We start from the raw sequence: 25,527 nt of genomic DNA, 5'->3' as shown, positions 1-25,527 counted from the left end.
CGGGGCCCCGCCGGCGGGAGCGATCCTCGGGGCTGCGCGGCGCGGAGGGACGCCCCGTACGCGAACTTCCCGCGGCCCGGATTGCTCGGATCGTCGGGCGGATCTTATCATAAGGGTTCGGCCCCCGCCCCGTCGGGGCGGCCGGGCGGTCGTGGAGAGCGAGGCGACATGCGGATCATCGCGGGCCAGAAGCGCGGGCACAAGATCGAGGGCCCGCGCGCGTCGGCGGCCATGAGGCCGACCAGCGACCACGTGCGCGAGTCGCTGTTCAACATCGTCGGCGACCTGATGCCGGGTCGGGCGGCGGTCGACCTGTTCGCGGGGACCGGCGCGATCGGCCTGGAGGCGCTCAGCCGGGGGGCCGAGTCGGCCGTCTTCGTCGAGAAGGACCGCGAGTCCGTCGCCCTGATCCACGGCAACGTCGCCAAGCTCCGCTACCAGGACCGCGCGACGATCCGCCTGGCCGACGCCTATCGCTGGGCCCGCGTCCACGCGGTCGAGCCCGGCCGGCCCACGGCCGTCTTCCTCGACCCCCCCTACCGCGACTACGAGGCGGCCGCGGGCGTGAAGCGGATGCGCGCCGTGCTCGACCACCTCGTCGAGAACCTGGCCGCCGGCTCGCTGATCGTGATCGAGGCCGGCCGCGTGCTGGACGACCGGATCCTGCCCGACTTCGACGCCTGGGACGTCCGCCGCTACGGCGACACCCAGGTCGGCTTCTGGCTGCGGGACGGGGCCGGGACGCTCGTGGAAGCCGGGGAAGAGCCGGAGGCGGAGGTCGGCGATGGCTGACGCCCGGGCCCGCCGCGAGTTCGCCGAGGAGGTCGTCGTCCGGCTCCGCCAGGCCGGCTTCCAGGCCCTCTGGGCCGGCGGCTGCGTGCGCGACATCCTGCTGGGCCTGACCCCCGCCGACTACGACGTCGCCACCGACGCGACGCCCGAGCAGGTGATGGTCACGCTCCCCTACCGCTCGCTGACGATGGGGGCGTCGTTCGGCGTCGTCCGCGTGCGGCACCCCCGGCAGAAGGGGAACGAGGTCGAGATCGCCACGTTCCGCAGCGACATGGCGTACGTCGACGGCCGCCGCCCCGTGGGGGTCGTCTTCAGCTCGCCCCGCGAGGACGCCGAGCGCCGGGACTTCACGATCAACGGCATGTTCATGGACCCGATCGGCGGCGAGGTCGTCGACTACGTCGGCGGCCGGGCCGACCTCGACGGGCGGGTTTTGCGGGCCATCGGCGACCCGGCCGCGCGGTTCGAGGAGGACAAGCTGAGGCTCCTCCGCGCCGTGCGGTTCGCCTCGCGGTTCGACCTGAGGATCGAGCCCGCCACGCTCGCCGCGGTCCGGGCTATGGCCCGCGAGGTCACGGTCGTCTCGCCCGAGCGGATCGCCCAGGAGCTGCGCCGGATGCTGGCGCACGCCAGCCGCGCGCGGGCCGTGGACGCCCTGATGGACGCCGGCCTGATCGCGGCCGTCCTGCCGCCGCTGGTCGCGGCCAAGGGGCTCTTCCAGGGCAAGCCGATGCAGCCCGAGGGGGACCTGTGGGACCACCTCCTGCTGACCTTGCACCTGCTCCCCGAGGACGCGAGCTTCCCCCTGGCGCTGGCGGCCCTGCTGCACGACGTCGGCAAGCCGGCGACGCGGCAGACCCACGCCGGCCGGGCGAGCTACCACAACCACGAGGTCGTCGGCGGCCGGATCGCCGACGACCTGGGCCGCCGGCTCAAGCTCTCGAACGCCGAGCGCGAGCGGGTCGCCTGGCTGGTGACCTACCACCAGTACCTGGGCGAGGCCAAGAAGCTCCGCGAGGCCAAGCTCAAGCGGATGCTCGCCCAGCCCGGCATCGACGAGCTGCTGGCCCTCCACCGCGCCGACGCCCTGGCGACCACCGGCGACGCCCAGCACGTCGACTACTGCGAGTATTACCTGGAGCACCAGCCCGCCGGGCCCATCAACCCGCCGCCGCTGCTCACCGGCCACGACCTCGTCCGCCACGGCCTGACCCCCGGCTCGGGCTTCGCGACGATCCTCGACCAGGTCCGCGAGGCCCAGCTCGAGAGCCGCGTCCACAACAAGCGCGAGGCCCTCGAATTCGTCGACCGCGAGCTGGCCGCCCCGCGCCCCGGGGCCGGGGGACAGGCCCTCCCCTGACCGCCGCCGGCCTCCCCGCGAATCGGCTCCGTATCGGGTTCGTCTTGGCTTCCTCGGCTTTCCCGAGCCGCCATGGCATCGGTCGCAAGTCTTTATCCTCGGGCGTTTTAGAACTGAATCTCGGTATCGGCGATTGGGTTCGTTCCTCGTATTTTTTTTGCGAAATTTCGGCCGGCCGCCGAGCCTTGCGGCGATCGAGATCGGCCCCCGCCGCAAGACTCCTTCAAGAGACAGTGCGCCACGATCGCCGGTTGCGGACGCCGGGCCGAAGGAAAAGAGGCGCCCGACGGCGGAGGACGATCGGGACGTCGGCCCCGGCTTGCACCTCGGCCCCACGGCCCTAAGATGAAGTAGTGGATCGACCCGACCCCGGCGGAGCATCGAGAGCGGCATGCCAGAGGACGAGACGGGGACGGTCGCCGTCCTGATCGGCGGCGGGATCGAGAGCGCCGCGCTGGTCGGGACGCTGCTCGAAGAATACGCCCGCGACCGACCGATCGACGTCCGCTCCGGCCTGCGCGGGGAGGAGGTCGAGCCGGCCTCGGCACGCGCCTTCCCGGCGAAGTGCGCGGAACGCCGCAAGGGGTTCGCCGAGGCCGTCGTCGCCGACCGGACGCCCTACGCCGAGCCCGCCCGACCCCAATCCCCAGGGAGCCGAACTCCATGTTCCGGGTGACGCGCCAGATCGAGTTCTGCTACGGCCACCGCCTGCTCGACTACCAGGGCAAGTGCCGCCACCTCCACGGCCACAACGGGCTGGCCGTGGTGACGCTGGAAGGGACCCGGCTCGACGAGCGGGGAATGCTCTTGGACTTCGGCGAGATCAAGAAGAAGCTCCAGCGCTGGATCGACGAGGAGCTGGACCACAACATGATCCTCCGCCGCGACGACCCGCTTCTGCCGACGCTCCAGGAGCGCGGCGAACGCGTGTTCGTGATGGACGCCAACCCGACGGCCGAGAACATCGCCCGGCTGATCTACGATCAGGGGCGGTCGGCCGGGCTGCCGGTCGTGGAGGTCATCCTCTGGGAGACGCCGAACTGCTTCGCAACGTACACCGGCGAGCCCTGAGGAGGGCTCGTCGGCTGTTGCGAGAGCGATCGCCCCCTGCGGGGGCGGATGAGAGGGAGGACGCGCGAAGCCCCGTCGGAATCCACAGGCAGGCCGGACGTCAAGGCGACGGTCCTCGTGCTCGTCACCCCCTCATCCGGCCCTTCGGGCCACCTTCCCCCGCGAGGGGGGAAGGCCTTCGGAAAGCCGCTTTCCGAGGCCGTTTCTCAGTGGCCGCCGGGGGCGTGTCCGTGGCCGTCGTCGACGGGCTTGTCCGGCAGCGCGGCGGTCTTGGGGACGTAGGGATAGACGACGTCGTCGACCCACCACTCGTATGCGCTCTTGCCGTCGGGGACGATCCCCTTGATGACGGCCATGGCGTGGAGCGACTGGGGCCCCGCGGGCTTGTGCTCGGCCTCGCCCTCCTTGTGCTCCTCCCCATCCTTGTGCTCGTGGGGGGTCGCGGCGAGGTTGACGTCGAAGACGGCGATCGCCACCTGGACCAGGTCTTCGCGGCCCATGTTCTCGATCGCGTGGAAGGTGATGGTGTTCGCGGGCGAGGAGTGGAGGTCCTGGCTGAGCTTCTTGATGCCGGCGAACTTCATCTCCGACATGGCCGCCTCTTCCTTCTGGCCCTGCATCGACTTGAAGTTGTCCTCGGGGGTGACGTGGGCGCGAGTGGGCGGGGCGAGGCCGAGCCAGTAGATGTCGGCGAGCGAGCCGTTCTTGACGACCTTGGCGTACTCCGAGGCGAACGCGCCGGCCTGGCGCGTGGAGAGGTACCACTGCACCGTCGTGATCGTGTAGATCGACAGGCCGAACACCAGGCCCATGGCGACGCCCGCGCGGGCGAGGCTCTGCCCGGTGAGCATCTCGGGATGCTTCTGGATGGCCCGGTCGGCCCAGAAGCCGAGGGCCACCGCCGCGGCCGCGAACAGGTAGAAGGCCGGGTGGGTGAAGCTCAGGGCGGCCAGGAGGCCGCAGATCACCGAGAAGACGGCGCGCGTGCTGACGGCCCGGTAGGTCGGGATCTCGTTCTCGATGGCCGACCTGCGCATCAACTTGAGGTCGGCTTCGTCGGGGGCGGACTCTTGCTCGATGGCCACGAAGGGGCTCCTCAGGGCGCCCGACCCGGACGGGATGAGTCGATTCAACGAGGACGAGGGCGAGGAGTCCGGGCCGCGGGCGTGCGTCGTGCCATCGAGGCTAATCGCTGCGCCCCCGAGCGTCAAGGATCACCGCGACGCCAGCCCGGCGACCAGCCCCTGCCCGGGGACGAGGAACCAGGTCGCCGCCGCCATGCCGACCCAGAAGAGGCCCAGCGCCCAGCCGGTGACGTTCGTCCACGACCAGTCGCGGCCGGCGAGCCCGGAACGGAGCCCCGCCAGCAGCACGGCCAGGATGATCAGGCCCATCGCGCGGGGGCCCAGAGGCGTCGCCCAGTCGATCGTCCGCAGGTCGCCGTTGGCGACGCCGACCAGGTTGAAGATCCAGATCAGCAGCCCACCCGTCATCCAGATCAGCTCGCCCAGGCTGCCGCCCCCCTTGCCCGAGCGGGCCAGGATGATCGGCCCGACCAGGGCCAGGCAGCCGGCGATCGTCGCCAGGCACGAGAGCAGGCGCACGGGAGGCCAGGCCATCATCCCCTTGTGGACCAGCAGCCCGAACGCCCAGCCGACGGCGCCGAGCAGCAGGGCGGTGGTCACGACGGGATGGGACGGCGAGGCCGCGGCGGCGCCGGTGGTGCGTTTGGGGGCCATGTCGTCGCGGAGATCTTATGTCGGGAGGATCGAGGGTCGGGCTCGCGACGGCGGCCGAGCCGGGGGGCGACGGGCCTCGATTCGATCCTTCCTTCGACCCGCGACGACGGCCGGCGTGAGCCCGAAACGGCCCCCTCCGGGCGGTTTGGCGGGGGGGCCCGGCGCGTCCGTCGCGATCAGCGCAACGCGGCGATCGGGCCCGCCGCGGGCGCGGCCGCCGGGGCGGGCTCCGGGGCCGGGAGCGGCAGGTCGGAGACGTCGTCCGCGACCTCGTCGGCCCGGGGGTTGAGCACCACCCGCTCGCCCTCCTCGAGCCCCTCGGCGACCTCGAGCATGTCGTGGGTGGCCTGGCCCAGCTCGATGTGCCGCTTCTCCAGGCCCTCGCCGTCCTCGCGCTCGACGTAGCAGAAGTCGTCGCCGTCCTCGCTGGTCACCGCCTCGACGGGGACGGCCAGCACGTTGCTCTTGGGGGGCATGGCGAGGTCCACCCGCGCCGACATGCCGGGCATCAGGGCGCGGCGGGCTTGCTGGTCGATCGTCACGATCCCTTCGAAGTAGCGGACGTCCGACCGCTCCTCGAAGATCGGGATCGGCGCGACCGATCGGACGCGGCCGGTCAGGTTGACGTCGGGCGCGCCGTCGAAGGCGATCCGGGCCTTCATCCCCCGCTTCACCCGGTCGACGACCGATTCGTGGAGCAGGGCGACGACCTCCATCTGCTCGAGGTCGGGGAGGTAGAACAGGTCCTGCTTCTGGCGGACCGAGATGCCGGCCTCGATCACGATCCCGCGGCGGGGGTCGTTGGCGTAGATGACGTAGCCGTCGTGGGGGGCGCGGATGGTGCAGAGCTCGACCTGCTTCTCCAGCTTCGCCAGCCGGTCGAGGTTCCGCTGGAGCCGGATGTCCTGATACTTGAGCGAGGCCTGCCGCGACAGCAAGGTCCCTTCGAGCTGGCGGATGGTCTTGGCCGCGGTGAACCGCTCGAAGAGGTCGCGGGCGCCCTGGGCGCGCTCCAGGGCGATCATCGCCTTGCCGTAGGTCTGCTTCTCGGTGTTCCTCACGCTGGTCGAGACGTAGCCCTTGGCGTTCATCCGGTTCGCCCAGTCGAGCCGCCCCTTGCTCCGGCTCGCCTCGGCCTCGGCCAGGGCGATCAGCCGCTGGTGGTCCTTGAGCGTCTCGGCCATCAGGCCGTTCTGGAATTCGGAGATGGCCAGCTTGGCGACGTCCAGGTCCAGCTCGGTCTGGTGGTGGTCGGCCCGCGACCGCTCGACGGTCATCCGCTGCTGGCGGAGCAGCTCCTCGTAGGCCGACGAGTCGAGCGTGGCCAGCACGTCGCCGGCCTTCACGGGGGTGCCGTCGGGGACGACGCTCAGCAGCGTCGAGGCGCCGCCGGCGGCGAGCTGCCGCCCGAGGATTCCGATCGTGATGTTCTCCAGCTCACATTCGATCACCGTGCGCTTCGAGCTTTCGAGCCGCCCGGGGGTCGTCAGCGAGCCCTCCAGCACCGTCCGGCTCACCGGCGCGAACTGGTACTTCTCGTCCAGGTTGCGGGGGCCGCCTTTTCCGAAAGGGTGGTGTCCCGAGGCGTAGGCCCAGATCGCCGCCCCGGCCGCGGCGGCGATCGCGATCATCCCGAGCGACGATCGGACTTTACGGGGAGTGGGCATCCGGCGGACTCCTGTCTCGGGGAACGGTCCACGCGCCGCGGAGGGGAGCCGGGCGCGTTTCATCCTGGCGGGTCGATCGGGAGACGGGGTCGGGTCCCTCCGGGGGCCTACGAGGCTCGCGTCGCGAGGCTCTTAAGCGGGGGAGGCCGGCCCCGTCGCCCGGGAGGGAGGCGGATCGCTTGCGGGCAGTCTTCCGATTCTGCTTGCAGACAGCCCACTGACTTTATCGGATCGGCGGGCCGAAACCAAGAGTCCGGCTCGCCGACCAGTCGCAGGCGCCTCGATCCTGACCCACCAAGTGTAAAACAAAGATTTCACAGCTGCAACTCGAAGTTGCCCCCATCGGGCCGCGAGCGTGGACCGCGGATCCCTGCGCAATCGCCGCCCCGGCCCATTCCGCACCTTGTGAGATCGAGCGGCGACGCGATAATGGGAGGGATCGGGATGCGTCGAGGGCGTCGGGCGGATCGTTGGGCGGGGGTCGGCGAATTGAGCGTTGCGGCGACGGGGATCGAGGCGGGAGTGGCGATCGCGGCCGAGGGCGACGAAGGGCGGCCGGGCCGGGTGAAGCCCGAGCTGCTGGCGCCGGCCGGCGACCGCGACTGCGTGCGCGCGGCGGTGGCCAACGGCGCGGACGCGGTCTACTTCGGCCTGAAGCGGCACAACGCCCGGATTAGGGCGGCCAATTTCGACGGCCTCGACCTGACCGAGACGATGGCCTACTTGCACCGCCACGGGGTTCGGGGCCACGTCACGCTCAACACCCTGATCTTCCCCTCCGAGCTGGCGGACGTCGAGGCGACGATCCGCGAGCTGAACGACGCCGGCGTCGACGCGGTCATCGTGCAGGACCTCGGGCTGACCCGCCTGATCCGCGCCGTCGCCCCCGAGCTGGAGATCCACGGCTCGACCCAGATGTCGATCACCAGCGAGGAGGGCGTCCGCCTGGCCGCCGAGCTGGGCTGCTCGCGGGTGATCCTGGCCCGCGAGCTGTCGCTCGACGAGGTCCGCCGCGTCCAGGCCGAGTCGGCGATCCCCGTCGAGGTCTTCGTCCACGGGGCGCTCTGCGTGGCCTACTCGGGCCAGTGCCTGACGAGCGAGGCGCTCGGGGGCCGCTCGGCGAACCGAGGGGAGTGCGCCCAGGCCTGCCGGATGCCCTACCAGATCGTCTGCGACGGCGAGGACGTCGACCTGGGGAAGACCCAGTACCTCCTGAGCCCGCAGGACCTCGCCGCCTACGACCTGATCCCGGACCTGATCCGGGCCGGGGTCGCCAGCCTGAAGATCGAGGGCCGGCTGAAGGCGCCCGAGTACGTGGCCAACATCACGCGCCACTACCGCCGCGCGATCGACGAGGCGTGGGAGGGCCGCGAGGTCGCGTTCACGCCCCGCGAGGTCGAGGAGATGGAGATGTCCTTCTCCCGCGGCTTCAGCCACGGCTTCCTCGACGGCACCGACCACAAGATCCTGGTGCGCGGCGATTACGCCAAGAAACGCGGGGTGCTGCTGGGCCGGGTCGAGGGCGTCGGCCGCGTCGGGGTGCGGATGACGGTGGCGACGGGCGTCAAGCCGGGCGACGGCCTGGTGTTCGACGGCGACGACGAGTTCGGCGTCCCCGAGCAAGGCGGGCGGGTTTACGAGGTGATCCCGGTCGCCGGCGACCCGTCCCGCGTCGAGCTGCGGTTCGGCCGGGGCGATTTCGACCTCGCCCGCCTCCACCCCGGCCAGCGGGCCTGGAAGACCGACGACCCCGAGCTGACGGCGAAGCTCCGGCGCTCGTTCGAAGGCCCGTCGAATCGCCTGGTGGGGATCGACGTCCGCGTCCGCGCGGCCGTCGGCGAGCCGCTCCGGATCGAGGCCGCGACCGCGACCGGCCACGTCGCGAAGGCCCTCGGCGACGCCCCTCTGGCCCCGGCGCAGTCGCGTCCGGCCGACGAGGCGCTGCTCCGCGAGCAACTCGGCCGGCTGGGAGGCACGTCGTACCGGCTCGACGCGCTCGCGACCGAGATCGAAGGGGGCCCGATGGTCCCCAAGAGCGTCTTGAACCAGCTCCGCCGCGAGCTGACCGCCGGGCTCGACGCCGCGGCCGACGCCCCGCCCGTCCGCCCGACGGCCCCCGAGGCCGTCCTGCCCACGCTCCTGGGCCCGATCCGCGCCGAGGCCGACCGCGGCCGCCGCGAGCGGGTCGCGGGCGAGGCTCCGCACCTGGCCGTCCTCTGCCGCCGCACCGACCAGATCGAGGCCGCCGCCGCGGCCGGCGCGACCGCGATCTACGCCGATTACCAGGACATCAAGGGTTACAAGGACGCCGTCGCCGAGGCCCGCCGTCTCGGGCTGTCGATCCACGTCGCCAGCCCCCGGATCGAGAAGCCGGCCGAGCGGAACCTGTTCAAGGCGCTGGCGAAGTCCGGGGCCGACGGCCTGCTCGTCCGCAACGCCGGCGGCCTGGCCTTCTGCGCCGGGGCCGGCGTGCCGTTCGTGGCCGATTTCTCGCTCAACGCCGCCAACCCGCTGACCGTCGCCCTGTTCCGCGACCGCGGCGCCGAGCGGGTCACGGCCTCGTACGACCTCGACGCCGGCCAGCTCTTCGACCTCGTCGACGCCACGCCGCCCGACTGGCTGGAAGTCGTGATCCATCAGCAGATCCCGATGTTCCACATGGAGCACTGCGTCTACTGCGCCTTCCTGTCGCCGGGGACCGACCACACCAACTGCGGCCGGCCCTGCGACGACCACGACGTCAAGCTGCGGGACCGGGTCGGCAAGGAGCACCCGCTGAAGGCCGACGTCGGCTGCCGCAACACGCTGTTCAACGCCGTGCCCCAGACGGCGGCCGAGTTCCTGCCCAAGCTGATCGCCCGGGGCGTCCGCCACCTCCGCATCGAGTTCCTCGACGACGCCCCCGAGGCCGTCGCGCGGACCGTGACCCTCTACCGCGAGACCGCCGCCGGCCTCCGCGACGGCAAGACCCTCTGGCGCGAGCTGAAGGCCTCGAACCAGTACGGCGTCACCCGCGGCCCGCTGGCCGTCCTCTGATCGCATCGGCCCCCCGGACATGACGCCAACGACCCGCCCCGGAATCGTCCACCTCGTCGGCGCCGGCCCCGGCGACCCCGGCCTGCTCACGCTCCGCGGGGCCGAGGTCCTCGCCCGAGCCGACGTCGTCGTCTTCGACCACCTGGCCAACGAGCGGCTGCTGGACCTCGCCCCGGCGGGGGCCCTGCGGATCCGCGCCGGCAAGTCGGTCGGCCACTGCACGCTGACCCAGGACCAGATCAACCACGCCCTGGCCGAGCACGCGGCGGCCGGCAAGGCGGTCGTCCGGCTCAAGGGGGGCGACCCCCTGGTCTTCGGCCGCGGCGCCGAGGAGGCGGCCTTCCTGCGTGAGCGCGGGATCCCCTTCGCGATCGTCCCGGGCGTGACCGCCGGCGTGGGCGCGACGGCCTGCGCGGGCATCCCGGTCACCAGCCGGGGGACGGCCTCGGCCGTCGCCTTCATCACCGGGCACCAGGCGCCGGAGGTCTCCGAGGCCGCCGACCCCCGCTCGCGGCTGGACTGGCCGGCGCTGGCGGAGTTCCCCGGGACCCTCGTGTTCTACATGGGCGTGACCCACCTGGCCGACATCGCCCGACGGCTCCTCCGCGAGGGGAAGCCGGCCGAAACGCCGTCCGCGGTCGTCGAATCGGGCTCGACGCCGGCGCAGCGGGTCGTCTCCGGGACCCTGGGGACGATCGCCGACCTGGCGAAGACGAGCCGCGTCCGCCCCCCCGCCCTGCTGGTCGTCGGCGACGTCGTGACGCGGCGCGAGGACCTGGCGTGGTTCGAGGCCCGCCCGCTCTTCGGCCTGCGGATCGTCGTGACGCGCCCTCGCGAGGAGGCCGAGCGGTCGGCCGCCGCTCTTGAGGCGATCGGGGCCGAGGTCCTGATCGCCCCCACGGTCGAGATCCTCCCCCTCGACGACCTCGGCCCGCTCGACGCGGCCCTCGACCGCCTGGGCGAGTACGACTGGCTCGTCTTCACGTCGAGCAACGGCGTCCGGCGGTTCCTGGGCCGGCTCCTGGAGCGCGGTGGCGACCTGCGGGCGCTGGGGGGCGTCCGGCTGGCGGCCATCGGGCCGAGCACGGCGGAGGCCCTCGCCCGTTTTCATCTGCGCGCCGACCTGATCCCGCCGTCGTTCCGGTCGGAATCGCTGGCGGAGGCGCTGGGGGCGGTCGCGGCCGGCTCGCGGATCCTGCTGGCCCGGGCGGACCGGGGACGGACGATCCTCAAGGACGAGCTGGGCGCGAAGGCCCAGGTCGACCAGGTGGCCGTCTACCGCAACGCCGACGCCGAGGACCTGCCCCCCGCCGTCCTGGCGCGGATCGAGGAGGGCTCGGTGGACTGGATCACCCTGTCCAGCTCGGCGATCACGGCCCGGCTGCACGCGCTCCTGTCGCCGGAAGGCCGGCGGCGGGTGGGCCGGGAGGTCAAGCTGGCGACGATCAGCCCGGTCACCACGGCGACCGCGAACGGGCTGGGCTGGGACGTCGCGGTGGAGGCGCCCGTCCACACCTGGGACGGGCTCGTCGAGGCCCTCGCCGCCCGCGTCGCGTCGTCGCGGGCCGTTCCGGAATGAAGGCGGCGGGGCCCGAAGTCACCGAAGTTCGAAGATCGTCTCCACTCCCTGCCAGAGCAGGAACGCGCCGCCGAGGATGAAGAGGACGTCCATCGCGACGTAACGCCCGAAGATCCCGGCCGCCAGGTCGAGCGAGAAAATCAGGACGATGATCGCGGCGACTCCGATCGCCGAATAGGTGATGACCTTCTCGGTCTCCATGACGCAACGCTCCGAACGTCCGAACGAGTGGGAAACAGCCCTCAACGAGTACAACTTACCACAATTCCCGGGCGGAGCGAGGGCGCGCGGGCTGCTCTCCGCATTCGGGCGGCGGGAAATCGGGGCGGGTCGGACGAGTCGGATTATCGGCTCGCGAGAAACGACTTCCTGGTCAGCCCGTGCGGATCGGGATCGTCCGGGGCTTCTGAGCCGGCGGTCGCGGCAGGCGGATGGTCAGGACGCCGTGGCGGCCCTCGGCGCGGGCGGCGTCGAGGTCGAACTCGCGGGTCAGGGGGATCTTGCGGACGAACGCGCCGAAGCGGCGTTCGTGGAGGCCCTGCGAGGGCCCGGCGGGACCGTCGGCCGGCTTCGTCCCCCGGATCGTCAGCACGTCGCCCTCGGCGGTGATCTCGACCTGCGCCGGGTCGACGCCGGGCAGCTCGACCACCACCACGGTCTCCTCGGCCGTCTCGTAGAGGTCGACCGGCGGGGCGAAGGGCTCGGCGGCCGGGGCCTCGGGCGCGGCGCCCGAGGGCTGGAAGACGTCCTTGATCATGCGGAAGAACTCCCGCTCCAGCGCCTGGTACGGGATCGCGCCTTCGAAGGGCCGGCTCATCTGCGGTCTCCTTGCGCCCGGTGGGCGTTCACGACTGAATCTCGATGCGGCGGGCGCGGGCCCGGTCGGCCTTCGGCAGGAAGATCTTGAGCACGCCGTCCTTCAGCTCGGCGGCGATCCGCTCGCGGTCGACGTCGTCGCTGAGGATGAACGAGCGGTGATAGTCGCCGACGGGATATTCCTGATGGATCAGGCGGCCCCCCTCGGGGGCGACGGCGTCGATCCGGGCGTCCAAACTCAGGACGTTGTGCTCGAGCTGGATGGTCAGGTTGGACTCGGTCGCGCCCGGGAGGTCGGCCTCCAGGGTCAGGCCGTCGGGGCCTTCGTGGATGTCGATCGGCGGCGTGATCGTCGGCCGATGGGCCGCGTCGCGGGTCGTCGCGGCCGCCGGGGATTGTGCCGCAGGAGGCCCCACCGGCACGCGGATCGAAGGATGGGCTTCGCTCATGGTCGCTTCCTCTCGTCGCGTCTCACGCGGTCGGTCCGGGGCGCTCAGCTCGGGGACGAGACGGCGATCTGGCGGGGCTTCGCCCCCTCGGCGCGGGGCAGCCGGACCGTCAAAACGCCGTCGGCGAACTGCGCCGAGACCTTCGCCTCGTCGATCCGGTCGGGCAGGGTGATCGTCCGCGACCACCTTCCCATGAACCGCTCCTGGCGGCGGTAAGAGTCGTCCTTGACCCCCTCGGGCCGCTTCCGCTCGCCGCGGAGCGTGAGGGTCTCGGACGTCACCGTCAGCTCGACCTCGTCGGGGGCCGTCCCGGGCAACTGCGCCGAGAGCAGGAACGCGTCGCCGGCGACGTAGAGGTTGATCGCCGGGAACGTCCGGATGTGGCGCAGCGACTGGAACGGATCGAACGTCTGGAAGAGACGCCCCATCTCGCGCTGGAATTCGTGGAAAGGGTCCCATCCCCCCCGCCAATCCGGCCCTGCCATGATCCACCCCCGATGGACTTGCCGCCCCGACGTGACGAAAGCCATACCGCAGAGAGTGTGCCACAATGGCGGAAAATCGGTTCCAGACGAAACGCGAATCGCAACTGATTTTATTCAAGGATCTTATGAATCCGATACCTCGGCCGAATTTCAACCTTCGGGCTCGCGAAGGGACTCACGGGCGATGCCATTCTGGCAGATCAAACCGGCGACGAATGCCACCCTCGTGGATCGTGTCGAAATGGCAGTCGCGGGGGGTCACCAGGTGATGCCCAGGCCGAGGATGGTGGCGATCTCGTCGCCGGGCGTGATGGTGAGCCACTGGACGTCGTCGAGGATCTTGGGGTCGAGGTCGAACTCGCGCTTGTCGATGGCGGCCTTGAGGGTCCGGTACTCGCGGCGGAGGGTGTAGCGATGCCGCGACGGCGTCTCATCGTCGGCCTGGGGCCGCGGCGGGCCCTGGAAGGCCAGCCCCCGGGCGTCGGGCACGAGCGGGCAGCCGGCGATCCGGAGCTGCGTCAGGGTGGTCGGCGTCGCGATGACGAACGCCTCCAGGCGGAACGCGGGGGGTAGGGCGAGGGGGAAGTACTGCGGCGTGCGGGGGGGCGACGAGGGGACGACGTCGAACTCGGGGATGCTGAAGGTGCGGACCAGGGGGTCGCGATCCTGGGCCTGATAGAGCAGGGCCGAGGGGTCGACCGGGGCGAGGATGCGGAGGGTCGACAGCATCACGGCCGCGAGCATGAAGCCCGCGGGGACGCCGATCGCGAACCAGCGCGGGGGGCGACCCTCGACGACGAACGGGCAGTAGAGCAGCATCGCCACGCGCTGGAGCAGCGGGGTGTCGAAGCCGCGGCCGCCCCAGGTCCGCGAAGGGTCGGGCGCGGCGGCCTCGGGCTTGCGAGTCGCGACCGCACGGCCCGCACGGCCGCTGGAGAGGCCGACGAGCCAGCGGGCGTAGTGGGTCGACTCGCCCAGGGGGCCGGCGGCCTTGCGGTCGGCCAGGAACTCCTGATCGATCCGGAGCTGGGCCCGCAGCCACCACAGGTGGGGCAGGAAGAACCAGACGATCTGGGCGAGCGCGGCCAGCGCGTTGAACCAGGCGTCGCCGCGGTCGGCGTGCGCCAGCTCGTGCAGCAGGATCAGCCGGAGGGCGTCGCGATCGACCTCGTCGCCGTCGAGCTCGGCCGGGATGACGATGGTGGGCCGGGTCACGCCCCCCAGGACGGGGCTGCGCAGCCAGGTGGAGATCCGCAGGGCCGGCTGCGGCGGCGATCGCTCCAGGTCGGCGATCAGCTCCTCGAACACCGCGCAGGTCGCCGGGCTCGCCGCCGTCGACCGGCCGAGCAGCCGGCGGAACCCCCACAGGCCCAGCCCGAACCAGGCGAGGCCCAGCGACGCCCCCGCCAGGTAGAGCAAGGTCGCGACCCGGACCAGCCGCTCGCCCGCGGGCCACTCGGCCTGGGAGGCGGCGGGGCGCCCCCGGGGCACGACGCGCCCCGCCGGGCCGGGCGCGAGCGGGCCCACGAGGTCCAGGGGGTCGGGCTCGGGCGTCAACGGCGGCGGCACCAGGCCGGTCCGCAGCAACGCGTCGACGGGATAGGACCGCGGCAGGAAGTCGAAGGCGACCAGGGGGATCATCACCAGCGCCGCGTAGACGCCGGTCTGGGCCAGCATGATCCGCCGGGCCGGCTGGCGGGTGAAGACCACGACGACCACGACCACGCTCAGCAGGATCGCGTTGGCGACCGCCGCGTCGATCAGCGTGCGGCTGAACTGGTCCAGCACGATCCACATGCGGTCGGGCGGCCTCCTGGACTCTTCGCGGTTCGTCGAACCGGTCCGGGTTGAAGAGCGACGTTCGCACGTCCCCCGGCCCCGGAATGGGAAAGAGCCAGGAAGAATCCGCCTGCGACGGTTCTCCTGGCCCGATGGGACTGCCTCGGCCTGCTCGACGTCGGACGTCGGCGGCTTCAGACTTCCGGCGTCTCCGCCGCGGCCTCGACGGGGGTCGTCGACGCCTGCAGCCGGGCGTCGTCGATCATGGCCCGCAGCCGATCCAGGTCCTCCGTGGTCGGAGGCTTGGAGTCGAACAAGGCCACCATCACCCGATCGAGGGCGCCGTCGAAGACGCGGTCCACGAACTTGCGGGTCAGCTCGCGGATCGTCCGCTCGGACGACTTCTTGGGGTGGTAGATGAACGTCCGCCCCTCGACGACGTGGCGCACCAGCCCCTTCTTGTCTTCCATGATGTTCAGCAGGGTCTGCACGGTGCTGTACGCGACGGGCCCGGAGTCCTTGTTCAGGTCTTCCTGAACGTCGCGGACGCTCGCCTGGCCCCGAGCCCACAAGACCTTCATGATCTCGAGCTCGCGATCGGTCACCATCTGGGTCTTACGCACGAGAACCTCCCTCGAATAACGGGGAAAACGAAGATGATCATTCTCGCAACGTACCCCGCAGCATCGCCCTACGCAAGCCTAAGCAAATCGGAATTAGGATCCTCGCGGACAGGTCGTTGAAAAATCGACGCTACCGTCGGCTTTCGTCCACTCCCGAGGCCGCTTTCCGCAGCCCGGACCGCGTTCACCCCCCGGATTCGGCGAGCCGGCGCGCCAGCATCTCCGGAAACTTCGCGTACCAGCGGCGGTTGAGCGGCGAGGGATGCGGCAGCGGGCGGACCGAGACGACCTTGGCCTTCCCGCCGGCGAGGGGCAGGCGGCACGTGTAGGCCGCCTCGAACCGCGCGTCGGTCGCGGCCGACTCGGGGAACGCGCCCCCTTCCACATAGGGCTCGAACCAGCGGAAAGCCTCCGTCCCCAGGGTGAGCACCTGCGTCCCGGTCCAGAACCCGGCCAGCAATTCCGCCACGAACGGCCGGAACCGGACGCGGACGGATTCCGCGTACGCCTTGTTCCCGGGCGGCTTGAACGGGACCGTGTTGGTCAGCAGCGCATGCTTGAGCGCCTCCTCGTTGCGGTCCTCGCCGTGCCGCTTGACGATCTCGGCCCGGACCAGGCGGCCCCCCGCCCCGATCAGCGGCTGGCCGGCCGCCACCTCGTCGCGGCCCAGGTCGCGCGCCAGCACGGCGACCGGCGCGTCGAGGGTCCCCGCATAAAGGATCGGCCGGCCCGGGTCGCGCTTCGCGTGCTCGTAGACGGCTGCGTCGACCGGGAACGGCTCGCGACGAGCCTCGGCCTCGGCGGCGTCGATCAGCTGCTCGATCGTCCTGGCGGCGTGGGCCACGGCGAGACTCCACTCCTGGGGCCGGGCTCAGGTCCCGAACAGGAGGCTGAGCATCATGACGATCGCGAACGACTCGCCCAGGGTGATCGCGCGCACCGGCCAGACCGTCGCGACCAGACGCCCCCAGAACGCCTTGAGGAACGCCGACGAGATCAGAACTACCACGAGCACCCGGACCATGTCGAGGAGGCAGGAGAAGACGACCCCCTCCAGGCTCGCCCCCCGGGACAGCGGCGACGCGAACAGGAACCGGCCGACGCCGACCAGACTCACGAAGGCGAAGAGGGCGACGTTGAACCCCAGGGTGATCCGACCGGGCGGGGCACCTCCCGCATGCTTCGCATCGATCGCGAAATCCGAGTCGATCGCATAGGCCATGACGAGGCTCCTCGGGGGGCTCGGGGCGACGGAGACGATCCGGCTCGAAAGGATTCGGCGCCAAGCTTCCATTATTCGAGGGCGTCCCGCTCAAAGGCCCAGCCCCGCGCGGGCGGCCGCGACCGCCGCCTCGGGCGTGAGCGACACGTCGACCCGGACGGCGTCCTCGGGGGGTTCGAGGGTGGCGAACTGGCTGTCGAGCAAGGCGGGGTTCATGAAGTGTCCGGTCCGCGCCGCCAGCCGACGCCGGATCAGGTCCGCCGACCCGGTCAGCAGCACGCAGCGCACGGCCTGGGGCTCGACCGCCTCCAGAAGGTGCTGGTAGGCGTGCTTGAGGGCCGAGCAGGCCAGGACCACGTCCTCGCCGCCGTCGCGGGCCGCTTCGAGCCGACGCCGGAGGGCCTCCAGCCAGGGGCGGCGATCCTCGTCGGTCAGCGGGATCCCGGCGTGCATCTTGGCGACGTTGGCGGCGGGGTGGAAGTCGTCGGCGTCCACGAACGTCCAGCCCAGGTCCTCCGCCAGCAGCCGGCCGACCGTCGTCTTGCCCGACCCCGTCACCCCCATCACGACCACGATCATGCGCCCCCCCTCCCCTGCCTCGCCCGATGTTAACGCTGTCACACGAGGTCCACGGGGCTCGGCAGCAGCCCGCCCGCGAAGTGGGCCTGGAGGTTGCGGACGACGAGGTCCGCCATCGCCGCGCGGGTCTCGACGGTCCCGCTGCCGTGGTGGGGCTGCAGGACGACGTTGGGGAGCGACCGCAGCTCGTCGGGGACGCGGGGCTCGTCCGCGAACACGTCGAGCCCGGCGGCGGCCAGCCGGTTCTCGCGAAGGGCCTCGATCAGCGCAGGCTGGTCGACGACCGTCCCCCGCGCGACGTTCACCAGGATCCCCTCGGGCCCCAGCGCGGCGATCACGCCGCGGCCCACCAGGCCCCGGCTCCCCTCGCCGCCGGCCGCCGTGACGATCAGGAAATCGACGTCGCGGGCGAGCGCCTCGGGGTCCGCGTAATAGACGTAGGGGGACTCGATGGGCCGTCGATTGTGGTAGGCGATCTGCATGTTGAGCGCCTCCAGCCGCCGGGCCACGGCCCGGCCGATCCGGCCCAGGCCGACGATCCCCGCCCGCTTGCCGTTGACCCGACGCGTCAGGGGGCGGTTGCCCTGCCGCTCCCAGGCGGCCGAGCGGACGTAGGCGTCGCCGACCACGACCTCGCGGGCCGCCGCCAACAGCAGCACGAGCGCCATGTCGGCCACGTCCTCGGTCAGCACGTCGGGCGTGTTCGCGACGACGACCCCCTTCTCCTTCGCATATTTCAGGTCGACGGCGTCGAGGCCGACCCCGTTCACGGCGACGATCTCCAGCTTCGGCAGGGCCCTCATCAACTCGGCCGGCGCGCCCGCGCCGCCGTCCGTCGCGAGCCCCCGGATCGCCGGGCCGACCTCCTTGAAGAAGGACGATCGGTCCTCGACTTTCCAGAGCTTGTGGAGCGTGAACGACCGCTCCAGCGCCTCGGCCGCGGCGGGCGTCGAGGGCCTCGTCATCAACACGTCCGGCTTCACGTCCGTCCTCCCTTCGTGCTCTCGCGCTCGACGATCCGGAAGCCGACGTCCACCCGTCTCACTTCGGGCGGCCCGCCCCGGATCGAGTCGAGCAACATGCGGGCCGCGACGGCCCCGATCTCGCGCCGGGGGGCCGCGATCGTGGTGATCGCGGGCGTCGACGCCGAAGCGACCTCGTGGTCGTCGGCCCCCATCACGGCCAGCCGGCCGGGCACCGCCAGCCCGCGCCGGCGACATTCGAGGATCGCCCCGGCCGCCAGGACGTCGTCGCCGAAGAAGACGGCGTCGACGTCCGGGAACCGCCCCAGCAGGTCATCCAGGAGCGTCCCCCCGGCGGCGAGCGACGAGGGCTCGTCGCCGCGGAGGATGTAGTGGTCGGGCAGCCCTCGCTCGCGGAGCGCCGCGCGGAAGCCGGCGATCCGCTTGACGCTCTCCTGGTCCATCTCGGTCTGGGTCCCCGCGTAGGCGACGCGCCGCCGGCCGCCGTCGGCCAGGTGCGCCGCGGCGGCCTCGCCCGTCCCCCGATGCGAGAAGCCGACGTTGAGGTCGAGCGGCTCGTCGGCCAGGTCCATGGCCTCGACCACCGCGATCCCCGCGCCCCGCAGCCGCCGCCGCGTGCCGGCCGAGTGGTCGACGCCCGACAGGATCAGCCCGGCCGGGGCCCAGCCCAGGAGAGCCCCGACGAGCTGGTCCTCGACGTCGACGCGGTGCTCGGTCGTCCCCAGCAGGACCTGGAACCCCTGGCCTGCAAGCTCCGCCTGGACGCCGTCGAGGAAGGCCGCGTACGCCGGCCGCGCCAGGGACGGCACGATCACGGGCACGACGCGGGAGGTCCCCGACGCCAGGCCGCTCGCCGCCCGGTTGGTGATGTAGCCGAGCGCCTCGACGGCCTCGCGGACCCGCTCGCGGACCGGCCCCGAGACGACCTCGGGCCGCCGCAAGGCCCGCGAGACCGTGATCAGGCTCACGCCGACCCGGTCCGCCACGTCGCGGATCGTCGCCCGCCGGCCCCCCGCCGCCATCGCCGTCGCCGTCCCCCGCCTGGGCATGTCCGCCCCTCGCCCTTGATCGCCCCTCGACCTCGTGTTAGCGTTATCATAGAGGCGGAGTACGCGACTTTCAACCATCTTACGAGCGATCGAGGGGAGCGGCGATGACCCAGGGGCTGTTCGACCTGACGGGGCGGCGCGTCCTGATCACGGGCTCCAACGGCGGGCTCGGCCTGGGGATCGCCGGCGGCCTGGCCGCGCTGGGGGCCCGGGTGATCCTCAACGGCCGCGACGAGGCCAAGCTCCGCGCGGCGGCCGACGGCCTGCGGGCCGCGGGCCTCGTCGTCGAGGAGGCCCGGTTCGACGTGACCGTGGAGCCGGAGGTCGTCGCCGCGGTGGAGCGGCTCGAAGCCGACGGCCCGATCGACGTCCTGATCAACAACGCCGGCATCCAGCGCCGGGTGCGGCTCGACGAGATCGGCCTGGACGTGTGGGACGAGGTGCTGCGGACGAACCTCACCAGCGCGATGCTCGTCTCGCGCCAGGTCGCCCGGGCGATGATCGCCCGGGGCCGGGGGAAGGTGGTCAACATCGGCTCGGTCATGAGCGACCTGGCCCGCACGACCACCGGGGCCTACGCCGCGGCCAAAGGGGGCCTCAAGATGCTGACGAAGGCCATGTGCGCCGACTGGGGGCCGCTCGGCCTGCAGGTCAACGCCATCGGCCCCGGCTACTTCGCCACCGACATGACCCGGCCCCTGATGGAGAACCCCGAGTTCAACGCCTGGGTCACCGGCCGCACCCCGGCCCGCCGCTGGGGACGCCCCGAGGAGCTCGTCGGCGTCGCGGCCTTCCTCAGCTCGTCGGCCTCCGACTTCGTCAACGGCCAGATCCTCTACGTCGACGGCGGCGTGACCGCCGTGCTCTGACGCGTCGCCGGGCGTCTCGGCCTCCTTGAGCCCCCCGCGCCGCCCGGTTACGATGCCGTCCCGACGTCGCGACCCGCTTCCCTCGCCCTCCAGGACAGGTCCATGAGAACCCTCCTCTCCCTCGCCGCCCTCCTGACGATCTCGCTCGCTCTCGCGGGCGCTGCGCACGCCGACGACTGGCAGCCCGATCCCGGCTTCCGCTCCCTATTCAACGGCAAGGACCTCACCGGCTGGTGCCTCCGCGCCGAGGCCGACGGCAAGTCTCCCAAGGCCGGCGCCGTCGTCGAGACGTTCGAAGGCAAGACCGAGTCCAGCGACGCGGGGCGTTACTCGGCCCGCGACGGCGTCCTCACCGTGAACTTCCCCAAGGGTCGCGAGAGCCTCATCTCCGCTCTCTACACCGTGGAGGAGTTCCCGAAGGACTTCACCCTCAAGCTCGAGTTCCGCGCCAGCGTCAACGCCGACAGCGGCGTCTTCGTCCGCAAGCCGCAGCTCCAGTGCCGCGACTACCTCGTGGCCGGCCCCTACAAGGACCTCAAGAAGTACAAGCCGCAGGACTGGAACGTGATCGAGGTCGTGGCCAAGGGGGGCGTGGCCCGCTGCACCTGCAACGGCGAAGTCCTCGAAGCCGAGTTCAAGCTCCCCGCCACCGGCCCCATCGGCCTCGAAGGCGACCGCGGCCAGATGGAGTACCGTCACCTCCAGATCAAGTGACTCTCGACCTGGAACGCGTCCTCGATCCACCGGCCCCCGCCGTCGCGACGATTAATGCGACGGCGGGGACGTTGGAGCGGAGGCCGATCCGAGAATGCTTACCTCCGGGGTCGACAAATCGCTTCGCAGTCCAGCCCGGGGCCCGCACGTCGACGCCGTCGGCCCCGATCGCCTCAGGTCCGACATGACCCGTCTTGATGGACGACTACGGCTCCATCGCCGGGGTCATCGAGCGTCCCCCTCCGCCCTGCGGGGCCGGGCCCGATGGAGTCGCCTCATCGCGAGGCCGCCGGCGCAGACGAGCCCCCCCACGCACAGGGCCAGGCTCGACGGCTCCGGGACCGCCGTGATGCTCGCCGTCACATCCACGCGGAAGTCGAACGCGGAGACTCCGCCCCCGAAGTTGATCACGTGCGTCTCGCCGATCGGGATCGGGGCCAGCATCAGCCAGTAGCCGCTCGCGACCGCAATCCCCGATTCGCCCGCCGGCAAGCCCATGAAGTTGTCAGGAGCCGCCTCGTACGCGAAGGCCGAGGTCGTCTCCCGGTGACTGAACAGATCCGGGACCTCGACCCCGTCGAGGCTGGCGTGCAGCTCATCGAACAGGTCCACCACCCCGTCGACCTGGGACCGAATCTCGCCTTCGGTGAGGCTGAAGTCGCCCAGTTCCAGCTGCGAGAGCTCGAAGTTGAGCAAAGGGATGAGGATGTACCGGTCGGCCGGCACCGCGAAGGTGCGCGTCGCGTCGCCCCCGGTGGTTCCGGCGACGAAGAAGACGGGCCCGGATTGGTTCATATTCGCGGCCGCCCCGGTGGGGTCGGTGAAGGGGTCGTTCGGCACCGAGAATCCGAAGGCCCACCGCCACCAGTCGGCGGTGTAGTCGCCGATCGTCCGACCCTCGATGATCGAGTGTGGCGGCAGAACGACGAGGTCGGCCCGCGCGGCCGGCGCCAGGCCCGGCACGACGAGGGCGGCCAGAATCCAGCATCGTCTGAGGGAAGCTGTCGGCATGCGTTGAAACTCCAAGTCAAGGCGCCCAACCAAGAGCCCCGACGGACCAGCCCGCCGGGGCGCGATCACCGGATCGGCGCGCGGGGACGAGGCGCCGCGGCCCCACCGCGGCGCGAAGATCCAGAGGAAATTGACCCGACGGATCGACTCGCCGTCGAACGCGGCCGCCCATCCAGCCGGGACGGGCCGGCGTTCGGGCCCGCGATTACGGGGGAGGGACGACGCCCGACCGCGACTCCGCCGGCTTGTCCAGGCGAGACTGGATGATTCGCGCGATCGGGTGATCGGGGCCCCAGAGATCCCGCGCGAGGGCGAGGGCCTCCCGGTAGAGCGACTCGCCCTTCTCCGTCTCCCCCTCCGCGACGAGGAGTTCGCCCAGATTCGCCCGCGCCAGGACGGCGACCTCGCTCCGAGCCCCGCGATCGGGCTTCGCTCCCAGCAGCGTCAGCACCTCCTCCAGCAGGGAACGGGCGTCGTGCTTCTTCTCGGCCTTGACCAGCAGGTCCGCGAGGTTGTTCATGGACATCAGCGTCTCGTGGTGCGACGGGCCCTGCACCTCGCGGCGCGCCGCCACGACCTCGCGGAACATCGTCTCGGCCTCGGCGTAACGCCCCCGCTCCTGCAGCAAGGCGGCGTAGTTGTTCAGGATCGACAGGCCGTCCGGATGCCGGATCTCGCCGGCGTCTCGCATGGCCTTCAGCACCCGCCCGTAGAGGCCCTCGGCCTCGTCCAGCCGGCCGCGATTCTGCATGACGATCGCCAGGTTGCACGCGGCCCGCTGCGACGCCTTGTCGGCCGGGCCGGCGGCCCGATCCAGCCCGGACGAGGCGGCGCGGAGGAGCGATTCGGCCTCGTCGAGATCCTGGGCGATCCTCCTCAGGTCGCCCAGGTTGCTCATCGTCACGAGCGTCTTCCGGGCCCCGTCGCCGAGGGTCCGGCGGTAGCCGTCCAGCGCGCGGCGGAAGGCCGCCTCCGCCTCGGCGAGCCGGTTCTGCCTGAGCAAGGCGACCGCCAGATCGTTCCCGGCGTCCAGGGCGTCGATCGAATCCGCGCCGCCGATCGCCGTGCGGAGTCGGAGGGCCCGTTCGATGTGCCGCACCGCCTCCTCGGCCTCGCCGAGGTTCAGGTAGACCTGGCCGATCATCAGGCGAAGCTCCGCCTCCACGTCGGGCTGGTCGAGGAACGCGCCGTCGATCCGCCCCGCGGCGCGGCCGAGCACCTCGAGGAGCGTGACGTTCCGGCTCCGCTCGTTCCTCTCGGGAGAGGCCTCCGCCAGAAGGTCTTCGACGAGGAATCGGCGGATCGCCTCGGACTTGTCGCGCTCCACGACCGCCGCCCGCCACTGCCAGGAGACGCCCGCCAGGCCGGCGGCCACCGCGACGGCCAGGGCCCCCGCCAGGGCCGCGATCGCCGGCCGGCGCCTCGCCCACATCCCCAGCCTCGCCAGCCGGCCGACCGGCCGCGCCAGGATCGGCTCGCCCGCCAGCCACCGCCCGAGGTCGTCGGCCAGCTCGCGCGCCGAGCCGTACCGCCGCGCCGGGTCCTTCTCCAGGCACTTCAGGCAGATGACTTCCAGGTCGCGCGGGACCCTCGCGTTGAATCGGGAGGGGGGCTCGGGGACGGCCTCGCGGACCCGTTCGAGCATGGCGGGGATCGAATCGGCGGCGAACGGCGCCCGGCCCGCCAGCAGGGCGTACAGGATCGTCCCGAGGCCGTGGACGTCGGTAGCCACCGTGGCGGCCCCGCGCCGCCCGCCGGCCTGTTCCGGCGCCATGTACGCCGGCGTGCCGACCACGGCGCCGGTGCACGTCAGGTCGCCGGCCCCCTCGACCAGGCGGGCCAGGCCGAAGTCGGCGACGTGCGGGGCCCCCGCCGCATCGATCAGGAGGTTGGCCGGCTTCAGGTCGCGATGCAGCACGCCCCGCTGGTGGGCGTGGTGCACCGCCTCGGCCGCGAGCCTCACCAGTCCGGCGGCCGCGCGCGGGTCGTCGGCGTACGCCGAGAGCCGGCGGTCGAGCCCCTCGCCCTCCACCAGTCGCATCGTCAGATACGGCTGCTTGTAGTACTCGCCGACCTCGTACACGGACACGATATTCGGGTGGTCGAAGCCCGCGGCGATCTCGGCCTCGTTCCGGAAGCGTCGCCGCTCCTCGTCCGTGGCCGCCACTTCCCCGCGGATCATCTTCAGGGCGACAGGGCGGCGCAGGCTCATCTGCATGGCCCGATAGACCACGCCCATCCCGCCGCGACCGAGGACGCCCCGCAGCTCGTAGTCGCCGAAATACCGGACCCGCGCGCCGTCCGAGTCAGGGGCCCGGTCGCCGTCGCCCGCATCCGTCGTCAAATCTCCGTCGTCGACCGGCCGATCGAGGCCCGCCGCGGGCTCTTCGGCCAGCGTCCGCGGCTCCAACCCCCCGAAGGCCGCATTCACGGCCCAGGCGTCGCCGGGGAAGCGGGCGAGGTACTCGGTCGGCGCAGGCGCTTCGCCGCCCCGGCGGCGGTAGACGAGATCCAGGGCGATCAGCTCCTTCAGGAGCAGGTCGCGGCCGGACGCCTCGATGGCGCGAAGCTCGTCCTCGATGCGGGGACGCCCGCCGGCGCGCAAGGCGGCCTCGTAGCGGTCGCAAATCCGCTCGACCTCGGCCACATGTCCGGGGTCCGGCACGCTCGGATCGACCGCATCAGTCATGATCCTGGTCCTGCCAAAGTGCCCGGATCGCCCTGAGCTTGCGCTCGACGGTGGTCTCGACGCAGGCGAGACGCCGGGCGATCTCCGCGTTCGTATACCCCTGCAGCTTCCAGACGGCCACCGATCGGAGCGTCTCGTCTCCCAGGCCGTCCAGCAGGCGCCGGACGTCTTCATCCATCTGCGCCGCGGCCTCCGGGGTCGGTCCTCGCTCGACCGCGTCGCGCAGGTCGAGGCCGTCGAGGTCCGTCGCCGACGCCACACGCCCTCCCCCGCGCCGGGCCCCGAGGTCGCGATGGGCGCGGTTGATCGCCTTGCGGGTCGTGATGACGAAGAGGAGCCTCCAGAGGTCCTCCCGGTCGTCGAGGCGGGGGAACTCGCCCCGCTCGGCGCGTCGGCAGAAGCTGGCGAAGGCGCTCAGGGCCACATCCTCCTCGTCCGACGCGGATCGCGCGGACCGATCGAGCCGGCCCCGCGCCAGGCCGACCAGCCGGTGGAAGTACGCCTCCCACAACCGCTGGATCGAGTCGCGGTCGCCGTCCTTCCAGGCCCGGAGGGCCCCCGTGATCGAGCCGACGTCGTCCGACATGGCCCCTCGGGTCGAAAGCTCGGTCGTGCCGCTGCATCGATGGCGCGGTTCGCCGGCCCCGATTCGCGGCTCCGACACCCCCTGTCTGCGTCGGGCCGACGTCCGCTCGACCGGCGGAGGCTCGCCCCCCGACGGGGAGATCAAGATCCGGCCTCCGATCCCCGCAACACTCCTCGATTTTCCCTGGAACCGCCGATTCCGTTCAAGGAATGTCGCTATTATGCAAGTGAAATGGCATTAAATGAAGAAGAAAAGGATATCCCGGCGCGAAACGGGGCCATGTCGAAGACCGCCTCCCCCCTCGGTGAAATCGACGGGGACTCGCGCCTCGTCCTTGGCTTCGATCCACGTGTCGCCCGGCTCGTCGGCGCGGTCGCTCCGCCCCATGAAACCACCGGCCGTGCCGGTGTTCCGTCGGCCCCGGTCTCG

The 25,527-nt window shown here is 71.7% G+C and carries 25 protein-coding genes; 8 read left to right on the top strand and 17 right to left on the bottom strand.

Annotated features, from left to right (window positions below; translation table 11 throughout):
• Positions 1–168: 168 nt before the first annotated feature.
• From PZE19_RS01585 to PZE19_RS01570, 4 genes are all read left to right on the top strand, one after another.
• A complete protein-coding gene (locus tag PZE19_RS01585; RefSeq protein ID WP_277858829.1) occupies positions 169–792 on the top strand; it encodes an RsmD family RNA methyltransferase in 624 nt (207 codons plus the stop codon).
• The gene (locus PZE19_RS01580) at positions 785–2,152 is read left to right on the top strand and encodes a CCA tRNA nucleotidyltransferase (RefSeq protein WP_277858828.1); all 1,368 of its coding nucleotides are present in this window, start codon (positions 785–787) and stop codon (positions 2,150–2,152) included. Before PZE19_RS01585 ends, PZE19_RS01580 begins: the two co-directional genes overlap by 8 nt.
• 391 nt (positions 2,153–2,543) lie before the next feature.
• Entirely contained in the window at positions 2,544–2,828 is a 285-nt protein-coding gene (locus PZE19_RS01575) for a hypothetical protein (protein WP_277858827.1), read from the top strand.
• The gene (locus PZE19_RS01570) at positions 2,816–3,223 is read left to right on the top strand and encodes a 6-pyruvoyl trahydropterin synthase family protein (RefSeq protein ID WP_277858826.1); all 408 of its coding nucleotides are present in this window, start codon (positions 2,816–2,818) and stop codon (positions 3,221–3,223) included. The genes PZE19_RS01575 and PZE19_RS01570 overlap by 13 nt, the downstream gene beginning before the upstream one ends.
• Before the next feature lie 206 nt (positions 3,224–3,429).
• Here the strand turns inward: PZE19_RS01570 and PZE19_RS01565 are convergent, their stop codons facing one another.
• From PZE19_RS01565 to PZE19_RS01555, 3 genes are all read right to left on the bottom strand, one after another.
• On the bottom strand, positions 3,430–4,308 hold the full coding sequence (locus PZE19_RS01565; protein ID WP_277858825.1) for a hypothetical protein: 879 nt from the start codon (positions 4,306–4,308) through the stop codon (positions 3,430–3,432).
• Between the two features lie 129 nt (positions 4,309–4,437).
• Positions 4,438–4,962 carry a hypothetical protein gene (locus PZE19_RS01560; RefSeq protein ID WP_277858824.1) on the bottom strand — a complete coding sequence of 175 codons (525 nt, stop codon included), beginning with the start codon at positions 4,960–4,962 and terminating at the stop codon, positions 4,438–4,440.
• A gap of 176 nt (positions 4,963–5,138) precedes the next feature.
• Entirely contained in the window at positions 5,139–6,629 is a 1,491-nt protein-coding gene (locus tag PZE19_RS01555; RefSeq protein ID WP_277858823.1) for an efflux RND transporter periplasmic adaptor subunit, read from the bottom strand.
• Between the two features lie 444 nt (positions 6,630–7,073).
• On the opposite strand from PZE19_RS01555, the gene PZE19_RS01550 reads away from it, so the two are divergent.
• Together PZE19_RS01550 and cobA are read left to right on the top strand one after the other, a co-directional pair.
• Positions 7,074–9,665, top strand: a complete 2,592-nt coding sequence (locus tag PZE19_RS01550; RefSeq protein WP_277858822.1) for a U32 family peptidase — start codon at positions 7,074–7,076, stop codon at positions 9,663–9,665.
• A 19-nt stretch (positions 9,666–9,684) separates the two neighbouring features.
• Positions 9,685–11,244, top strand: coding sequence for a uroporphyrinogen-III C-methyltransferase (gene cobA / locus PZE19_RS01545; protein ID WP_277858821.1), 1,560 nt, complete (start codon positions 9,685–9,687; stop codon positions 11,242–11,244).
• An 18-nt stretch (positions 11,245–11,262) separates the two neighbouring features.
• Here the strand turns inward: cobA and PZE19_RS01540 are convergent, their stop codons facing one another.
• The 11 genes from PZE19_RS01540 to PZE19_RS01490 all read right to left on the bottom strand — a co-directional run bounded on the left by PZE19_RS01540 (position 11,263) and on the right by PZE19_RS01490 (position 19,229).
• Positions 11,263–11,445 (bottom strand): hypothetical protein, encoded by a 183-nt coding sequence (locus PZE19_RS01540; protein WP_277858820.1) that lies wholly within the window; start codon positions 11,443–11,445, stop codon positions 11,263–11,265.
• A gap of 172 nt (positions 11,446–11,617) precedes the next feature.
• On the bottom strand, positions 11,618–12,061 hold the full coding sequence (locus tag PZE19_RS01535) for an Hsp20/alpha crystallin family protein (RefSeq protein ID WP_277858819.1): 444 nt from the start codon (positions 12,059–12,061) through the stop codon (positions 11,618–11,620).
• 28 nt (positions 12,062–12,089) lie between these two features.
• Positions 12,090–12,509 (bottom strand): Hsp20/alpha crystallin family protein, encoded by a 420-nt coding sequence (locus tag PZE19_RS01530; RefSeq protein ID WP_277858818.1) that lies wholly within the window; start codon positions 12,507–12,509, stop codon positions 12,090–12,092.
• 44 nt (positions 12,510–12,553) lie between these two features.
• On the bottom strand, positions 12,554–12,994 hold the full coding sequence (locus PZE19_RS01525; protein WP_277858817.1) for an Hsp20/alpha crystallin family protein: 441 nt from the start codon (positions 12,992–12,994) through the stop codon (positions 12,554–12,556).
• A 258-nt stretch (positions 12,995–13,252) separates the two neighbouring features.
• Positions 13,253–14,791: a M56 family metallopeptidase gene (locus PZE19_RS01520; RefSeq protein WP_277858816.1), complete on the bottom strand. Its 1,539-nt coding sequence runs from the start codon at positions 14,789–14,791 to the stop codon at positions 13,253–13,255.
• 176 nt (positions 14,792–14,967) lie between these two features.
• Entirely contained in the window at positions 14,968–15,396 is a 429-nt protein-coding gene (locus tag PZE19_RS01515) for a BlaI/MecI/CopY family transcriptional regulator (RefSeq protein ID WP_277858815.1), read from the bottom strand.
• A 184-nt stretch (positions 15,397–15,580) separates the two neighbouring features.
• A complete protein-coding gene (locus PZE19_RS01510; RefSeq protein WP_277858814.1) occupies positions 15,581–16,240 on the bottom strand; it encodes a uracil-DNA glycosylase family protein in 660 nt (219 codons plus the stop codon).
• A 27-nt stretch (positions 16,241–16,267) separates the two neighbouring features.
• Entirely contained in the window at positions 16,268–16,618 is a 351-nt protein-coding gene (locus PZE19_RS01505; RefSeq protein ID WP_277858813.1) for a hypothetical protein, read from the bottom strand.
• Between the two features lie 90 nt (positions 16,619–16,708).
• Positions 16,709–17,197, bottom strand: coding sequence for a gluconokinase (locus PZE19_RS01500; RefSeq protein WP_277858812.1), 489 nt, complete (start codon positions 17,195–17,197; stop codon positions 16,709–16,711).
• 38 nt (positions 17,198–17,235) lie between these two features.
• Positions 17,236–18,180, bottom strand: a complete 945-nt coding sequence (locus tag PZE19_RS01495; RefSeq protein ID WP_277858811.1) for a 2-hydroxyacid dehydrogenase — start codon at positions 18,178–18,180, stop codon at positions 17,236–17,238.
• The gene (locus tag PZE19_RS01490) at positions 18,177–19,229 is read right to left on the bottom strand and encodes a LacI family DNA-binding transcriptional regulator (protein ID WP_277858810.1); all 1,053 of its coding nucleotides are present in this window, start codon (positions 19,227–19,229) and stop codon (positions 18,177–18,179) included. Before PZE19_RS01490 ends, PZE19_RS01495 begins: the two co-directional genes overlap by 4 nt.
• A 104-nt stretch (positions 19,230–19,333) precedes the next feature.
• Between PZE19_RS01490 and PZE19_RS01485 the strand changes: the two genes are divergently transcribed.
• Positions 19,334–20,098 (top strand): SDR family oxidoreductase, encoded by a 765-nt coding sequence (locus PZE19_RS01485; protein ID WP_277858809.1) that lies wholly within the window; start codon positions 19,334–19,336, stop codon positions 20,096–20,098.
• A 102-nt stretch (positions 20,099–20,200) separates the two neighbouring features.
• Entirely contained in the window at positions 20,201–20,812 is a 612-nt protein-coding gene (locus PZE19_RS01480) for a 3-keto-disaccharide hydrolase (protein WP_277858808.1), read from the top strand.
• Positions 20,813–21,037: 225 nt separating this feature from the next.
• Here the strand turns inward: PZE19_RS01480 and PZE19_RS01475 are convergent, their stop codons facing one another.
• From PZE19_RS01475 to PZE19_RS01465, 3 genes are all read right to left on the bottom strand, one after another.
• Positions 21,038–21,823, bottom strand: a complete 786-nt coding sequence (locus PZE19_RS01475) for a hypothetical protein (RefSeq protein WP_277858807.1) — start codon at positions 21,821–21,823, stop codon at positions 21,038–21,040.
• Between the two features lie 205 nt (positions 21,824–22,028).
• Positions 22,029–24,512, bottom strand: coding sequence for a serine/threonine-protein kinase (locus tag PZE19_RS01470; RefSeq protein WP_277858806.1), 2,484 nt, complete (start codon positions 24,510–24,512; stop codon positions 22,029–22,031).
• Positions 24,505–25,098, bottom strand: coding sequence for an ECF-type sigma factor (locus PZE19_RS01465; protein WP_277858805.1), 594 nt, complete (start codon positions 25,096–25,098; stop codon positions 24,505–24,507). The genes PZE19_RS01470 and PZE19_RS01465 overlap by 8 nt, the downstream gene beginning before the upstream one ends.
• Between the last annotated feature and the right edge of the window lie 429 nt (positions 25,099–25,527).

Origin of the sequence: Paludisphaera mucosa, assembly GCF_029589435.1 — a bacterium.
In the GTDB taxonomy this organism is placed as follows: domain Bacteria; phylum Planctomycetota; class Planctomycetia; order Isosphaerales; family Isosphaeraceae; genus Paludisphaera; species Paludisphaera mucosa.
Note: the sequence above shows the minus strand (reverse complement) of the source record. Positions and strands in the feature narration are given on the sequence as shown.

Excerpts from the sequence above, each read along its gene's own strand:
- PZE19_RS01580 (WP_277858828.1), top strand. The coding sequence starts at position 785 with ATGGCTGACGCCCGGGCCCGCCGCGAGTTCGCCGAGGAGGTCGTCGTC.
- PZE19_RS01480 (WP_277858808.1), top strand. The coding sequence starts at position 20,201 with ATGAGAACCCTCCTCTCCCTCGCCGCCCTCCTGACGATCTCGCTCGCT.
- PZE19_RS01585 (WP_277858829.1), top strand. The coding sequence starts at position 169 with ATGCGGATCATCGCGGGCCAGAAGCGCGGGCACAAGATCGAGGGCCCG.
- PZE19_RS01555 (WP_277858823.1), bottom strand. The coding sequence starts at position 6,629 with ATGCCCACTCCCCGTAAAGTCCGATCGTCGCTCGGGATGATCGCGATC.
- PZE19_RS01560 (WP_277858824.1), bottom strand. The coding sequence starts at position 4,962 with ATGGCCCCCAAACGCACCACCGGCGCCGCCGCGGCCTCGCCGTCCCAT.
- PZE19_RS01485 (WP_277858809.1), top strand. The coding sequence starts at position 19,334 with ATGACCCAGGGGCTGTTCGACCTGACGGGGCGGCGCGTCCTGATCACG.
- PZE19_RS01475 (WP_277858807.1), bottom strand. The coding sequence starts at position 21,823 with ATGCCGACAGCTTCCCTCAGACGATGCTGGATTCTGGCCGCCCTCGTC.
- PZE19_RS01525 (WP_277858817.1), bottom strand. The coding sequence starts at position 12,994 with ATGGCAGGGCCGGATTGGCGGGGGGGATGGGACCCTTTCCACGAATTC.
- PZE19_RS01535 (WP_277858819.1), bottom strand. The coding sequence starts at position 12,061 with ATGAGCCGGCCCTTCGAAGGCGCGATCCCGTACCAGGCGCTGGAGCGG.
- PZE19_RS01500 (WP_277858812.1), bottom strand. The coding sequence starts at position 17,197 with ATGATCGTGGTCGTGATGGGGGTGACGGGGTCGGGCAAGACGACGGTC.
- PZE19_RS01470 (WP_277858806.1), bottom strand. The coding sequence starts at position 24,512 with ATGACTGATGCGGTCGATCCGAGCGTGCCGGACCCCGGACATGTGGCC.
- PZE19_RS01575 (WP_277858827.1), top strand. The coding sequence starts at position 2,544 with ATGCCAGAGGACGAGACGGGGACGGTCGCCGTCCTGATCGGCGGCGGG.
- PZE19_RS01570 (WP_277858826.1), top strand. The coding sequence starts at position 2,816 with ATGTTCCGGGTGACGCGCCAGATCGAGTTCTGCTACGGCCACCGCCTG.
- PZE19_RS01465 (WP_277858805.1), bottom strand. The coding sequence starts at position 25,098 with ATGTCGGACGACGTCGGCTCGATCACGGGGGCCCTCCGGGCCTGGAAG.
- PZE19_RS01550 (WP_277858822.1), top strand. The coding sequence starts at position 7,074 with ATGCGTCGAGGGCGTCGGGCGGATCGTTGGGCGGGGGTCGGCGAATTG.
- PZE19_RS01490 (WP_277858810.1), bottom strand. The coding sequence starts at position 19,229 with ATGCCCAGGCGGGGGACGGCGACGGCGATGGCGGCGGGGGGCCGGCGG.
- PZE19_RS01540 (WP_277858820.1), bottom strand. The coding sequence starts at position 11,445 with ATGGAGACCGAGAAGGTCATCACCTATTCGGCGATCGGAGTCGCCGCG.
- PZE19_RS01520 (WP_277858816.1), bottom strand. The coding sequence starts at position 14,791 with ATGTGGATCGTGCTGGACCAGTTCAGCCGCACGCTGATCGACGCGGCG.
- PZE19_RS01530 (WP_277858818.1), bottom strand. The coding sequence starts at position 12,509 with ATGAGCGAAGCCCATCCTTCGATCCGCGTGCCGGTGGGGCCTCCTGCG.
- cobA (WP_277858821.1), top strand. The coding sequence starts at position 9,685 with ATGACGCCAACGACCCGCCCCGGAATCGTCCACCTCGTCGGCGCCGGC.
- PZE19_RS01505 (WP_277858813.1), bottom strand. The coding sequence starts at position 16,618 with ATGGCCTATGCGATCGACTCGGATTTCGCGATCGATGCGAAGCATGCG.